The organism is Mesorhizobium sp. KR9-304 (genome assembly GCF_040049215.1).
Classification (GTDB): Bacteria; Pseudomonadota; Alphaproteobacteria; order Rhizobiales; family Rhizobiaceae; genus Mesorhizobium_K.
This window is the reverse complement of the sequence record NZ_JBDZDN010000009.1, coordinates 37,623-50,462: the sequence shown is the minus strand read 5'-3', so window position 1 is coordinate 50,462 and position 12,840 is coordinate 37,623. Positions and strand designations below refer to the sequence as shown.

Here is a 12,840-nt window from a genome sequence, read left to right as displayed (position 1 = left end):
TTTCGGGAACTTTCGGCTGAAACGCTCCGAACGGCTGCTGCTAGGCCCGGGCGGTCCGGTGGAGCTTTCGGCGCGCTCCTTCGACATCCTCGCTATGCTTTTGGAGAAACCGGACGAGGTGATCGGCAAGACCGAACTTTTCGAGACGGTCTGGCCGGGCCTCGTGGTGGAGGAGAACACGCTCCAGGTCCACGTTTCGGCGCTGCGAAAACTGCTGCCGGCCGAGATGATCGTGACTGTCCATGGTCGCGGCTATAAATACGCGGGCCCCAAGCCATCTGTGACAACTGCGGAAGTGTTTTCTCTGCCCAGAGCGTCCATTGCCGTTCTGCCCTTCGTCAATATGAGCAGCGACGCGGAATACGAGTACTTCGCAGACGGAGTCGCGGAAGACATCATCACGGGGCTCGGCCGGTTTCGATCGCTCTGCGTGATCTCACGGAAGTCGTCCTTTGTTTACAAGGGACGGCCCGAGAACGTGCGGGATATTGGGCTTGAATTGGCCGCCCAATACATCGTTGAGGGCAGCGTACGGCGCGCAGCTGAGCGTGTCCGCGTTACGGCGCAGCTTGTCGAAACCGAAACGGGCAAGCATCTATGGGCCGAGCGCTTCGACCGGGACATCGGAGACATATTCGGTGTTCAGGACGACATCGTGCAGAGAATCGTCGCGAGCCTGCCACAGCACGTCGAGGGAGCCGAGCGGTCGCGAAACCTGCAGCGGCCAGCCGAAAGTTTTTCTGCCTACGACCACTGGCTGCGTGGCAAGTACGTTCTGAACAACGGCACGTCTATGGAAGAGGTGTTGCAGGCGAGGCGCCACTTCGAAAGGGCGATCGAACTGGATCCGGGCTATGCCTCCGCCTATGTCGAGCTGGCGGAGTCCTTCTATGCGGAACATGAGTCTCCCTGGACAGCGTCTCGGGAAGCTGCTGCAGAACGAATTTTCGAGCTTAGCCGGAAAGCCGTCGAGCTTGATCCGCACGACAGCCGAACGCACTTGGAATTGGCGTGGAGTTATCTGCATGTGAAAGGTGACTTAGACCTCGCTCGAATACAGGTGGAAATCGCCTTGGCACTGAACCCCAACGACTATTACAACTACTGTGTCGTCGGCTGGCTTTCCGCATGTTCCGGCGATCTGGCGCATGCGGTCGCGAGCTCCAACGAGGCATTGCGACGTAGCCCAGTCGTTGCAGACAGTTGCCTGGAGGCACGCCTCGTTGCCGAATACCTAGCCGGCGACTATCAGGAAGCGATTGTGGCATTCAGCCGAATCCTGCGCCCCCGTATGGCCTTCTACGCGTGGGCGGCCGCCACATATGCTCAACTCGGCCGCACAGATCAGGCGCGCTCACTGCGGGATATTTTCCTCAAACACGCTGGCGAGCTGCCGTGGGCGCCGAAAGTTGACGATTCGGACGGATGGCGCAGGTACTGGGCCAATGAATTTCAAACGAAAGACCCCGCTGCATTCGGACTGCTTTTGGATGGGCTTCGCAAGGCAGGGCTGACAACTTAGCAGTCCGCGCCAGCTAGAGATTAATCTGCGCTTCGCATCGTTGTTCGCGTCGTTGTGCAGGGAGACCGATCGCAGCGGAACTCGCACGGCGGGTGTCCGCTTCTGGGAAGGCCGCTTGCTCGTCTCCGCGACTTGGGTGATTGTCGTCGTCTGCGGTGATCTGGGGGGCGCCAATGGCGTTATCTGCGGCACAATGCCGGGAAGCACGAGCATTGCTGAACTGGACGAAAGAGCGGCTGGCGCTGGAATCTGAGAGTGCGCCGAAAACCGTCCATCGATTTGAAGCCAATACGCGCGCCCCTCAATTTGCCACGCTGCAACGCATTAAGCAGACGCTCGCCGGTGCCGGCGTCGAGTTCATCGCAGAGAACGGCGGCACCGGCGGGGTGAGGCTGCGGAAGTGACTTTACCCGGCCTGTACGAATGGAAGGTGACGGCTCAGGCGGTCACGCAGCTAGAGATTCCTGCGGGCCACCTGTTGGTTCAATTCGCGCTTCTCGATCATCAGTTGGATTACCTGCTGATGAAAGTTTTCATGCCAGCGCGCCGTGCAAACTTGATCGCCAAAATGCCCTATCAGACAGGGGACAAAATAAACTCGCTCAAGTTGGCGTTCGACAAGTTGGAAACCCTCGGGAAATGGCGGGACCGTGCCAGCCGACTGCTGTCCGAAATCGCCCGCATGAATGATGTTCGAAACACCATCGCGCATGGTGGCCTAGCCGATTATTCCGATGCGCCTGAGGCGACATATGTTTTTAACCGCTTGCGATACCGAAAGCCGGACGAGGTCTATTTCCTTAAGTGTGAAGCCCTGACCCTGCGCGAAATTTGCGCTTGCGCTGACCAGATTGACGACGTCGTCGGCGAGATGCTCGACCTTGCGGCTGACGTGCATGGCATCAAGCGCCCGTGATATATGACCGCCGCCCTGGCCCTACGCTAGATGGCTTTGGAGCGGCCTATGCGGTCGTGGCGAGGAGCACAACTGCCAGTATGCGGTCAATCAGGATACGGTCGGAACCGTCATTGACTGCGCCCCATCGTGCGCCGCTGGACGTCCCAGTCATCGTCGATGCCGGTGCGCAATTCCTCCGCCGTGATAGACATGGTATGCGCCTCGAGGACGGCCTCGATAATATCCGGGGCTAGGAACGTCAGCCGCAGAATGCGGGTCAGGTAGGACGGCGCGATGCCTTCGTGCCTGGCTAGATCGGCGATGGTGGCGAAGTCGCCTGACTCCAGCATTTGTTTCCAGCGGTACGCGCGCGCCAGCGCCTTGATGAGCGTGCTGTCGGTGCGCTGCGACCGCGCGGCGCCATCGGGCACGTGCATCTCTTTCCGGCCGCCGCGCTTCATCAGGCGGAACGGGACGTGCAGCGTCACGGTCTCCGCGATCGGCGTGGCGCGGCTCATGCGGCCAGCTCCAGGTCCTTGGGCCGCATCTCACTCGCAAGACCACCGAGACCGTCGATGCGAAGTCGGAGGATCAGGCCGGCGGCGCCGATGTCGACGCGTTCCACCAGCAGCGCCACGATCCTTGCCTGTTCGGCGGGAAAAAGTTCGTCCCACAGCGGATCGAGCTGCAGAAGCGCTTCACGAACGTCGGCCTCGGTGGTGTCGCTGTCTTGTCTCCGAGCCGACTTCCATGTTCCGGCGACAACCTCCGGCTGCCGGAAGACAGCGCGCAGTTGGTGGACGACAGCCGCCTCCATGTCTCCCGCCGCTACGCGGCCGATCGGACAGGACCCCGCGCCATGCTTCAGCACTGTCTGGCTGACATAATAGCGGTAGAGCCGCCCACCCTCCCTGGTATGCGTCGGCGAGAACGCCGCGCCGTCGGGACCGAAGAGCAGCCCCTTCAGCAGCGCCGGCGTGTCTGCGCGGGTGCGGGCTGCGCGCTTGCGCGGGCTCTCCCGTAGGATGGCGTGAACCTTGTCCCAAACCTCCCGCTCGATGATGGCGTCGTGCTCTCCCGGATAGCTGTCGCCCTTGTGGACTGCCTCGCCGATATAGGCGCGGTTGTTCAGCATCCGGTAGACATACTTCTTGTCGATCCGGTTTCCATGCAGCGTTTTCATGCCCCTATCCGCTGCCGCGCGCGCCAGCACCGTTCCGGAACCGATCTCCAGAAAGCGGGCAAAGATCCAGCGGACGTGCTCGGCGTTTTCCTCGTCTACCACCAGCTTGCGGTTGTCGACCCGGTAGCCCAGAGGCGGTACCCCGCCCATCCACATGCCCTTCATCCGGGAGGCGCGGAACTTGTCGCGGATGCGTTCGGCCGTCACCTCACGCTCGAACTGGGCGAAGGAAAGCAGAATATTCAGCGTGAGACGCCCCATCGACGTGGTCGTGTTGAAGGATTGGGTGACCGAGACAAACGTCACGCCGTTGCGGTCGAACACCTCGACCAGCCTGGCAAAATCCATCAACGAACGGCTGAGCCGGTCGATTTTGTAGACCACCACGACATCGACGAGACCGTCATCGATGTCGGCGAGCAGTCGCTGCAGCGCCGGGCGCTCCAGCGTGCCGCCGGAAATGCCGCCGTCGTCGTACTGGTCGCGGACCAGCACCCAGCCTTCCGAGCGCTGGCTGGCGATATAGGCCTCGCAGGCCTCCCGCTGCGCGTGCAGGGAATTGAACTCCTGCTCCAGCCCCTCCTCCGAGGATTTCCGGGTGTAGACGGCGCAGCGGAGCTTGCGCACGATCTTAGGCTTCTCGACGGGCATCGTCATGCCCCTCCCCTGCGGTGGTTCCTGAGGCCGAAGAACACCCAGCCGTTCCAGCGCGTGCCGGTGATGGCACGGGCGATGGCCGACAGCGACTTGTAGGGCCGCCCCTGCCATTCGAAGCCGGCGGCCGTCACGGTGACGATCTGCTCGACGCCCTGCCACTCGCGCAGGAGGCGCGTGCCGGTGATAGGCCTGTCGCGGTCGGCGCGGATGCGACGGACCGCGACGTTGCCGCCGTCCAGTTCCTCACCCAGTCGTTCGAGCCGCCGGATGGTTTCCGGCTTCAGTCCCCCATAGGCGAGTTCCTGAATACGGTACGCAAGTCGGCTTTCGAGATAGCGGCGGTTGAAAGGTGGCGGCTCGCTGTCGAAGAGGTCGCGCCACTGCTGCTTCAGGTCTGTCGTCGGGCTTGTCTTCAGCGCCGCCAGGCGCGCCGGGATGGGATCGGACGAGGTCATGCGTTTCTCCGCTCGGTTGCATGACCGCTCCGGTCGGCCGAACAGTCCAGCAAACCATTCTCCGGACGGGCAGATAGTTCGCTTGACTGACGCGCGCGAAGCCGAACCAGGCCAAGTGCGAGCAGCTCAACTAGCTCGCTGCGCCGTTCGGCGGGCGACAGCCTGTCAGTGGAGATCGGGTTAGGCCCGCGGCGCGGCCATGTTTCAGGGTGACGGAGCGTCATGCAGGGTTGATTACGTCCAACCGTGGTCAGTCCACCAGAAGGTGCGGAAATCAAAGGAGGTGCGTCGCGCAAGAAGTGAGCGGCGCGCAGAATAGCGAAAATTGCCCCCGCGCCCGCAACCACGCGTTAGCCAATCCGCAAGGCGTGATTTTCCCGACAGTACAGGACCGCGTGTAATGGCCCCGCCATACTTCCGGGGGAACGATGGGGCACATCCGACTGAATCTGCCGCACGCCACGCGCAAATGGAGCGAAGTCGTCGCGCTTCTTGATGAACGCGACATCCGGATCGCCTCGCTGGCAAAAGCGGTCGAGGACGCCGCGGACAAATCGCTTGCCCATGCGGTGACCGATCCAGCCTTCGTGGAATCGATGTGGCTCCTACTGAACATTCCGCTCGCCGCACAGGAGCGCGACTTTGCGGCCGCCCTCAGGCCGCTGGGCCTGCGCGTGTCGCCCGACCCGACGATGACAGACATCCTTGCCGCCTTCAGCGAGGCTGCGGACCGTGCCCGGCGTGTCGGTGGCAGGCGGGTGACCGATTTCAGTGTGCTTGCACGCAATGCCGCTATGTCGGCTCTGGCAGGACTTGCGGTGGAGCGAGGACCAGCTCTGTGGAAGGCTTCCGTGGAGGACCAGAGGACGACCCTGGCAACTTTCGCCTCGACGGAACGCTTCGGCGAGCTCGCGCAGAGCTTCTTCACCAACATTCTGGATGGCCATCTCCAGTACTTTCTCGACCGGGAAATTCCGCGACACATCGGCAACGGCAGCAGCATCCGTTCGGTGGCGGACACGAGCTATTTCGAGAGCGCGCTGCGCCGCCACTGCCGCGAGACGACAATGATTATGCGGGCCTATGCCAAGGGCTGGATTGGCAAGAACCGCTATCATCTGGACAAGAAATTGAAGCGCGAGGATGCCGCGGCGTTTGCGGCCTACGCCTTCAAGAAGGTGCGGCGCGAACTCTCGATCCGAGGCCAGGCAGCATGAAGCGGTTCGAATTCATCTGCGGCAGCATCGAGGTTCCCCCGGTTAAACAGGACGTGGTCCGCAAGACGATGGATATCCAGGGCAAGCGCACAGTGAACCTGCGGATCGCCGACATCAGTCGGGCCATGGTCAGCAATGTGCCTGATCTTCTGCTCGATCTGCTGGAGATCGCCGCCTATGTCTATTGCGGCGATCAGCGGGCACAACGCGGCGGCGAGAAGCTCCGGAACGCTGGGACCGACTGGAGACGAGACCTGCTCTTCGTCATTCCCGTCCGCTGTCTGGATGTCTGGTCGAGCGCCGAATTGCGTCAGGAGTTGGAGGCGACGCTGGGCTTCCTTTCCGATGACGCCTATGAGTTCGAGTTCATCGCGGCCGAAGCGCCGCTTGCCGAGGCCGCACTCTACTTTTCCGAGCTTTCCGAGGGTGCATTTGACGCAGATGAGATCGCGCTTTTCTCGGGCGGGCTCGACTCGTTTGCTGGTGCGACCGACAGCATCGTGTGCGAAGGCCGCAGAACCGTGCTCGTCGGGCACCATTCCGCGGGCAAAGTGCTGGCAGTTCAGAAGGCTCTGATCAGTCATTTTGTGCAGGCTGGTTACGCCTCCCGCCTGATGCATATCCCCGTCAACGTCACCAACACGGGTGTCGACCCAACTGAATCGACGCAGCGTTCGCGCTCGTTCCTGTTTGCCAGCCTCGCCTTCGTCATCGCCAGGATGCTCGGCAAGAATGGGCTCACCTTCTATGAGAATGGCGTCGTCAGCCTTAATCTCCCCATCGCAAAAGACGTGCTCGGCGCTCGCGCAACGCGGACAACGCATCCGCAGGTGATGCGCGGCTTCGAGCGCATCTTTTCGCTGCTGGCTGGGAGCAAGTTCACTATCTCCACACCCTATCTGTGGCTGACGAAGAAGGAGGTAGTGGACAAGATCGTGGCGGCTGGCTTCGGTGCCTCTCTCTCGAGAGCGGCGAGTTGCGTCCATCCGATGGGCTGGACCACCGAGGTTCGTCATTGTGGCGTCTGTTCGCAATGCATCGACCGCCGTTTTGCGGTGCTTGCGTCCGGCGCCGAAGCTCTGGATCCTGCTGAAGGCTACGCCGTCGATCTGCTGACCGGCGCGAGAGTCGCGGATGAGGACATCCGCATGGCCGTCGCCTATGTGAAATTCTGTCGGGACATCTCGGCATCGGACCAGGATCGGTTCAAGCGAGATCATCCTGACATCTATACGGTGGTTCACCACGTGCCAGACATGGCGGCCGATGATGTATTGGAACAAGCCTGGGCTATGATCAGGCGTCACGCCGACGGCGTCAACGGCGTGCTCGAGGCCGGGGCGAAAGTGCACAGCCAGGCGATGGTGCATGATCGGCTTCCGCGCGGCGCAATTCTACGCCTGTGCGTCAGCCGGGACCGGATCGAGGCTCCGCTGGTGCCCGATTGCTGCGACGATGTTGCAGCTTCTCTCGACCGGCTGGACGCGCCGGTTTGTGATTTTGCCGTCGACAAGGCTGCCGGCCGCATTTGGTTTCGAGGCGGCTTCTACGTGGACGGGGCCTACTACAGGCTGATCGAGGCGCTGCTGCCGAACCACCGCGAAGCCAAGGCCGAGTGTAAGGATGTACCCTACTTCTACTCTCCCGACCTCGCGGATCACCTCGAGATGCTGGAGCCCACCTTGCGCGCCCGGGTGACGAAACTCCGAGGGCTGGTAGAGGAGCGCTTGGCGGTCGATCAGGGAATCGTATTCCCGAACGGCTTCATCGAGAACCAATACGGGAAGGGCTACCGACTCCCGCCAGAACTGCGAGAGGTCGCGAGAGCGGATCTCGGCACGCATAGTGCAGGCGCGTAACAAAGACTTCTGTCCGACGGAACAATTCACGCAGCCTTGGCCCGGAGAACCAGGGCTCGCGAAGCCCGTTCCGTAAACAAAAGAAATCCGCGCCATCCATATAGGCACGGCCATCCACGCGTCATCCTTCGCTCATCAGCCGGCCCACCGGGCACCGGCCAGATCGAGACCAGAGAAAGGATGAGCCATGGTGGTCAAGCACCTCAACCAGGTCGAACTCTCGCGCCGATGGAGCCTCAGCCCGAGGACCCTGGAAAGGTGGCGATGGCTTCGACAGGGGCCTGATTATCTGAAGATCATGGGCCGGGTGGTTTACCGCCTGGAGGATATCGAGCGGTTCGAAGCCAAGGTGCTCCGCAGGATCGTGGGGGAGCGTCGTTGATGTCTTCCGAACTCGCATCGCTGCACAGCTTCTATCTTCTTCGCCGCATCACGCAGGCGCCAGTGGCAACAATTTTCTTTGCGCGGCGATACCCGGCTGTTCGCCGGCGAGTAGGTGAGAAGAAGTTCGTAAGGCACTCATCGTCTGGTCGCGTTACGCCCGGTTTGGGCCGGGCGACGGCCCGCATGGAGCCCGCTCAGATGAATGACCACCAGAAGAATGGGCGCGTCTCCTGCCCGGAGTTCGATGCCTGGGTGCGGGGCGCCACCCCGGGCTCGACGCTTGAGTACCACCTTGGCAATCTTGCGGTCGACGCCGACCCCGAACTGTCGGAGTTCCCCGAACCTCAGCGCCAACAACTTTGCGATCTCAGAGATCAGGCTTTTAGCGCCGCGGCCGCAGCCACGGTCGACCTTGTCCAGCGACGCATCGGCCCGAATAACTTCTCCTACCTGGCGATCGCGAGGCGCCGCCGGCCCATCCGGAGCGACGGCGCTGCTCTGTTTTTCCACGCTCCATCACTTGGGGCCTCCCCCCGGCGCTTGAAGGGTGCAGGAAGATGAGTGTCGTGCGCTACCTATCTCTGAGTGACATTCGGCGCCGGCCCGACGCTCGCGCCATAGACAAAGCAGCGGTCGCCAGCTTGGCCGACAGCATTAGGGAGATCGGGCTTCGCTGTCCCATCAACGTCCGGCTTGTTGGCGATCAGTACGAACTCGTCGCAGGCTCCCATCGCCTGGCCGCATTTGAGCTTCTGGGCGAATCCGAAATCCTGGTGACGGAGGTGGTCGACGACGATCTCCACGCCGAGATGGCGATGATCGACGAGAACCTCTGCCGGTCAGAATTGTCTGCCGTCGACCGGGCGCGGCAGACGGCCCGGCGCAAGGCGATCCACGAGGCGTTGCACCCCGAGACCCGGCATGGCGGCGACCGCCGGCCGGAGCAAGTGGCCAAGTTGGCCAGTTGCTCGTTTGCGGCAGAAACGGCGATCGCGACAGGGCAGTCGGAGCGGGCAATCCGGCGCAACGCCGAACGCGGCGCCAGGGTCATCGCGGAAGTGTTGGATCTCGTGCGCGGGACCCATCTCGAGACCGGCGCCTATCTCGACAAGCTGAAGACCTTGTCCCCGAACGATCAGGTGACGGCGGCCCGGCGCGATCTTGCGCAACGGCGTACCGCACGCGCTTCGGCTCCAAAACGCGGCGTCTCGACGCGCACCCAGGCCGTCCCTCCGGGGTCGGAAGCCGCGCCGCCGGCGACAGACCCGCACGAGCTTCTGATCGCCCTGCTGGATGAACTCGGCGTCCTGTCCGCAGCCGCAGTCATCGCCCAATGTCCGCCGCGCGAGCGAGCCGCCCTCTGCACCCGCCTGTCGCATCTGATCGATGTCTTCCATCAGATCATGGAGGGCGTGGCGCCATGAGCAGCTCGGCACTCAAATGGGCGCGTCGCCAGCTTGTGCCCAACGGCGCGCTGAAGGCGGTGCTGACTGAGATCGCCAGCGTGTCGCGGGACGGCATCAACGCCTGGCCGTCTCAGCACACAATCGCCCAGTCCACCGGACTGTCGCAGCGGACCGTCTGGCAGTCGTTGCAGATCTTGCAGCAGCTGGGCCTGATCGATCGGCGGCGCCGAAGCCTCGGCCGGAATGGGCGGACATCGGACATGATCTCGCTTGCGGTACACCGGGAATTCCGGCTGACGCGCGCCGCAATCCTCGATGCCAGGCAGGGCCTCAAGTGGCTCCGCCGCAAGGGGTCGATGGACGCGTTGCAACTCGCAAATTCTGCGTCTGCAACTCGCAACCGTTGCGAACGAATAAAGAGGGATAAACACCTCCCTATCCAGAAAGAGGAAAAGCCAACCTATGACGGTTTGGCTCAGGCGCGCCCCGCTATCACCCTAGTCGTCGGCGCTTCGGCGAACAGGGAGGATGCGGCATGAGCTACACCCTTCATCCCCATCAGATCGAAGCCATGGCGCTGCTGCGCGAGTCCCTGAAGTCCGGCAGGAAGCGGCCGATGCTTCAGGCGGTGACCGGCTTTGGCAAGACGATCCTCGCCGCCACCATCATCGAGGCGGCTCGCGCCCGAAACAGGCGCGTGATCTTCTGTGTCCCGGCGATATCCCTGATCGATCAGACCGTCGAGAAGTTTGTCAGGCAAGGCATCTCCTGCGTTGGAGTGATGCAGGGCCAGCATCCTGCAACCGATGCTGCGCAACCCGTCCAGGTCGCATCGGTTCAGACGCTGCAGCGGCGCAAGCTTCCCGTCGCCGACCTGGTGCTGATTGACGAGGCACATCTCCGCTTTCGCTTTGTAAGCGATTGGATGCGCCGGCCCGAATGGGCGGAAGTTCCCTTCATCGGACTGTCGGCGACGCCGTGGTCGCGGGGGCTGGGGCAGGATTATGACGATCTGATCGTCGGAGCGAGACTTCCGGATCTGATCGAGCAGGGCTTCCTGTCCCCTTTCCGGGTCTTTGCGCCCTGCCATCCCGACCTGTCAAAGGTGAGGACCGTCGCCGGCGACTTCCGCGAGGACGACCTCGCGCTTGCCATGAACCAGCCGACGCTGGTTGCGAACGCCGTATCCACCTGGCTGGCCCACGGAGAGGACCGGCCCACGCTTCTGTTTGCGGTGGATCGCGCGCATGCCCGTAGGCTTGCCGAGGAGTTCGAGGCCGCCGGCGTTCCCACCGGCTATGTCGACGCCAAGACGCCACGAGAGGAGCGGCAGGCGATCGGCCGCCGGCTTCACCATGGCCAGATCAAGGTGGTCTGCAACGTCGGCTGCCTGACGACCGGCATCGACTGGGATGTGCGCTGCATATCGCTGGTACGGCCCACCAAATCAGAAATGCTGTTCGTACAGATCATTGGCCGCGGCCTGCGTACGGCGGTCGGCAAGGATGACTGCATCGTGCTCGATCATTCCGATACCACGCTGCGCCTGGGCTTCCCCACCGACATCCACCACGACACGCTAGACAACGGCCGATCCGTCCGCGCCAGGGCGAAAGGTCGAGAAAGGGCGACGCCGCTGCCCCGGGAATGCCCCTCGTGCTCTAGGCTCAAGCCGGCCGGCGTGCACGCCTGCCCGTCGTGCGGGTTCGCACCGGAGCGGCAATCCGCGATCCTGGAACGCGATGGACAACTCGTCGCCATCAGCGGGAGCAGGAAGGCCGAACCGACGCACGACCAGAAGCAGACCTTCTACGGGATGCTTTTGGCCTACCAGCGAGAGCGCGGTTACAATGCGGGCTACGTCGCGCACAAGTTCAGGGAGCGGTTCGGCGTCTGGCCGCGTGGACTGGCCGATCGTCTTGTACCGCCCGATATCACCTTCCTCGGGTGGATCAAGTCGCGGCAGATCGCCTTTGCCAAGGGCAGACAGCGTGGAGGCCAGGCCAATGCTGCGTGAACCTCTCAGGGAGCGTGCGCGCGGCCGCTGGCACAGCATCCTTCCCGCCATCGGCGTCCCATCGAAAGCTCTGCGCAATAGGCACGGACCCTGCCCGGTCTGCGGCGGAAAGGACCGCTTCCGCTTCGACGACAAGGCCGGCACCGGCAGCTTCTTCTGTTCCCAGTGCGGTCCCGGCGACGGCATCGAACTGGTCAAGCGCCTGCACAGGCTGGACTTCAGGCAGACAGCAGCACTCATCGAGCAGCATCTGGGAGAGGCGCCGGCGCGGCAGCCTCAAACCGGCGGCGGTTCGAATGACGGCCACCGGCTGGAGGAACTGAAAGCCCTGTGGTCCCGATCGCGCCCTATCACGCTGGACGATCCTGCTGGCCGATATCTGAATGACCGCACGGGCATCACGCAATTCCCGGCGTGCCTTCGCTTCTCTTCCGATGAGCGCTATGCCGACCCGGGGACGAAGCCGTCCTGGCACCCTCTGTTGCTGGCCCGTTTTGAACCGGCAGATGATGCGAATGCCGAAGGACCGGGGTTCGCGCTTCACCGGACGTATCTCGATGCTGCCGGTCGCAAGGCCGACATGCCATCGCCGCGCAAGATGCTGGGCGCAATGCCCGCGGGTGGCGCCGTCCGGCTGATGCCGCACGGCGACACGCTCGGAATCGCCGAAGGCATCGAGACAGCGCTGTCTGCCTCGGCCCTGTTCAACGTGCCTGTCTGGGCCGCCCTGACCAGCGGTCTGCTGCAGGACTGGAACCCGCCGAACGAGGTCCGCCTGGTCATCGTCTTCGGCGACACTGATGCCAGCTTCACCGGCCAGTCCGCTGCTTACCTCCTGGCCAGGCGTTTGAAGGCCAGGGGACTCATCGTCAGCGTAGAGCTGCCTTTGCGGACAGGCAGCGACTGGAATGACGTTCTGCTTGAAGCTCGAAAGAGGGCGTCATGAACGGATCTCGAATTTGGCGTTACCAGCACGGATGCGACGCTCTGCCCGTTCTAACCGCCTCGGTTCGTGGCGTTGCGCAAGCCTGCGTAGGAATGACGGTAAATGTCATTCTATCAGTGGCTTAGCTTAGCGGTTATACTTCCTGCATGAACCGCGCCGATGCCCCCCCCCCGGGGGGCGGTCAGAAGTCTGGAGGGATCGATGTTGAGACCGGTGCTGCCCCTCTTCTTACACATCCGCGAATTTGGCTGGGGGGTCCAGGCAATGACGCAAACGGCGCTTGGCGCAGAATTCCG

General features: G+C 62.7%; 14 protein-coding genes. 11 read left to right on the top strand and 3 right to left on the bottom strand.

What is annotated here, in order from left to right; genetic code table 11:
• From ABLE71_RS25610 to ABLE71_RS25600, 3 genes are all read left to right on the top strand, one after another.
• Window positions 1-1,522, top strand: a 1,522-nt coding sequence (locus ABLE71_RS25610; RefSeq protein ID WP_348786314.1) for a winged helix-turn-helix domain-containing protein, incomplete at its 5' end; no start/stop codon positions are given.
• 173 nt (window positions 1,523-1,695) lie between these two features.
• On the top strand, window positions 1,696-1,926 hold the full coding sequence (locus tag ABLE71_RS25605; protein WP_348786313.1) for a helix-turn-helix transcriptional regulator: 231 nt from the start codon (window positions 1,696-1,698) through the stop codon (window positions 1,924-1,926).
• Window positions 1,923-2,438: a hypothetical protein gene (locus tag ABLE71_RS25600; RefSeq protein WP_348786312.1), complete on the top strand. Its 516-nt coding sequence runs from the start codon at window positions 1,923-1,925 to the stop codon at window positions 2,436-2,438. The genes ABLE71_RS25605 and ABLE71_RS25600 overlap by 4 nt, the downstream gene beginning before the upstream one ends.
• A 110-nt stretch (window positions 2,439-2,548) precedes the next feature.
• Here the strand turns inward: ABLE71_RS25600 and ABLE71_RS25595 are convergent, their stop codons facing one another.
• Genes ABLE71_RS25595 through ABLE71_RS25585 form a run of 3 tightly spaced genes read right to left on the bottom strand, consistent with a single transcriptional unit; the run spans window position 2,549 to window position 4,715 of the window.
• Entirely contained in the window at window positions 2,549-2,938 is a 390-nt protein-coding gene (locus ABLE71_RS25595) for a hypothetical protein (RefSeq protein WP_348786279.1), read from the bottom strand.
• Window positions 2,935-4,260 carry a recombinase family protein gene (locus tag ABLE71_RS25590; protein WP_348786311.1) on the bottom strand — a complete coding sequence of 442 codons (1,326 nt, stop codon included), beginning with the start codon at window positions 4,258-4,260 and terminating at the stop codon, window positions 2,935-2,937. Before ABLE71_RS25590 ends, ABLE71_RS25595 begins: the two co-directional genes overlap by 4 nt.
• Window positions 4,257-4,715, bottom strand: a complete 459-nt coding sequence (locus ABLE71_RS25585; RefSeq protein WP_348786310.1) for a DUF2924 domain-containing protein — start codon at window positions 4,713-4,715, stop codon at window positions 4,257-4,259. The genes ABLE71_RS25590 and ABLE71_RS25585 overlap by 4 nt, the downstream gene beginning before the upstream one ends.
• A 428-nt stretch (window positions 4,716-5,143) precedes the next feature.
• Here ABLE71_RS25585 and ABLE71_RS25580 point away from each other — a divergent pair, with 428 nt between their 5' ends.
• From ABLE71_RS25580 to ABLE71_RS25545, 8 genes are all read left to right on the top strand, one after another.
• Window positions 5,144-5,932 carry a hypothetical protein gene (locus tag ABLE71_RS25580; protein WP_348786309.1) on the top strand — a complete coding sequence of 263 codons (789 nt, stop codon included), beginning with the start codon at window positions 5,144-5,146 and terminating at the stop codon, window positions 5,930-5,932.
• Window positions 5,929-7,791: a 7-cyano-7-deazaguanine synthase gene (locus ABLE71_RS25575; protein WP_348786308.1), complete on the top strand. Its 1,863-nt coding sequence runs from the start codon at window positions 5,929-5,931 to the stop codon at window positions 7,789-7,791. Before ABLE71_RS25580 ends, ABLE71_RS25575 begins: the two co-directional genes overlap by 4 nt.
• A 187-nt stretch (window positions 7,792-7,978) precedes the next feature.
• Entirely contained in the window at window positions 7,979-8,173 is a 195-nt protein-coding gene (locus ABLE71_RS25570; RefSeq protein WP_348786307.1) for a DNA-binding protein, read from the top strand.
• On the top strand, window positions 8,173-8,736 hold the full coding sequence (locus ABLE71_RS25565) for a hypothetical protein (protein ID WP_348786306.1): 564 nt from the start codon (window positions 8,173-8,175) through the stop codon (window positions 8,734-8,736). Before ABLE71_RS25570 ends, ABLE71_RS25565 begins: the two co-directional genes overlap by 1 nt.
• Complete coding sequence (locus ABLE71_RS25560; RefSeq protein WP_348786305.1) at window positions 8,733-9,599, top strand: ParB N-terminal domain-containing protein; 867 nt, start codon at window positions 8,733-8,735, stop codon at window positions 9,597-9,599. The genes ABLE71_RS25565 and ABLE71_RS25560 overlap by 4 nt, the downstream gene beginning before the upstream one ends.
• A complete protein-coding gene (locus tag ABLE71_RS25555; RefSeq protein WP_348786304.1) occupies window positions 9,596-10,120 on the top strand; it encodes a helix-turn-helix domain-containing protein in 525 nt (174 codons plus the stop codon). The genes ABLE71_RS25560 and ABLE71_RS25555 overlap by 4 nt, the downstream gene beginning before the upstream one ends.
• Window positions 10,117-11,598: a DEAD/DEAH box helicase gene (locus tag ABLE71_RS25550; protein WP_348786303.1), complete on the top strand. Its 1,482-nt coding sequence runs from the start codon at window positions 10,117-10,119 to the stop codon at window positions 11,596-11,598. Before ABLE71_RS25555 ends, ABLE71_RS25550 begins: the two co-directional genes overlap by 4 nt.
• Window positions 11,588-12,544, top strand: coding sequence for a toprim domain-containing protein (locus ABLE71_RS25545; protein WP_348786302.1), 957 nt, complete (start codon window positions 11,588-11,590; stop codon window positions 12,542-12,544). The genes ABLE71_RS25550 and ABLE71_RS25545 overlap by 11 nt, the downstream gene beginning before the upstream one ends.
• Window positions 12,545-12,840: the final 296 nt, after the last annotated feature.

Coding starts and splice junctions, on each gene's coding strand:
- ABLE71_RS25605 (WP_348786313.1), top strand. CDS start 1,696: ATGGCGTTATCTGCGGCACAATGCCGGGAAGCACGAGCATTGCTGAAC.
- ABLE71_RS25595 (WP_348786279.1), bottom strand. CDS start 2,938: ATGAGCCGCGCCACGCCGATCGCGGAGACCGTGACGCTGCACGTCCCG.
- ABLE71_RS25590 (WP_348786311.1), bottom strand. CDS start 4,260: ATGACGATGCCCGTCGAGAAGCCTAAGATCGTGCGCAAGCTCCGCTGC.
- ABLE71_RS25585 (WP_348786310.1), bottom strand. CDS start 4,715: ATGACCTCGTCCGATCCCATCCCGGCGCGCCTGGCGGCGCTGAAGACA.
- ABLE71_RS25580 (WP_348786309.1), top strand. CDS start 5,144: ATGGGGCACATCCGACTGAATCTGCCGCACGCCACGCGCAAATGGAGC.
- ABLE71_RS25575 (WP_348786308.1), top strand. CDS start 5,929: ATGAAGCGGTTCGAATTCATCTGCGGCAGCATCGAGGTTCCCCCGGTT.
- ABLE71_RS25570 (WP_348786307.1), top strand. CDS start 7,979: ATGGTGGTCAAGCACCTCAACCAGGTCGAACTCTCGCGCCGATGGAGC.
- ABLE71_RS25565 (WP_348786306.1), top strand. CDS start 8,173: ATGTCTTCCGAACTCGCATCGCTGCACAGCTTCTATCTTCTTCGCCGC.
- ABLE71_RS25560 (WP_348786305.1), top strand. CDS start 8,733: ATGAGTGTCGTGCGCTACCTATCTCTGAGTGACATTCGGCGCCGGCCC.
- ABLE71_RS25555 (WP_348786304.1), top strand. CDS start 9,596: ATGAGCAGCTCGGCACTCAAATGGGCGCGTCGCCAGCTTGTGCCCAAC.
- ABLE71_RS25550 (WP_348786303.1), top strand. CDS start 10,117: ATGAGCTACACCCTTCATCCCCATCAGATCGAAGCCATGGCGCTGCTG.
- ABLE71_RS25545 (WP_348786302.1), top strand. CDS start 11,588: ATGCTGCGTGAACCTCTCAGGGAGCGTGCGCGCGGCCGCTGGCACAGC.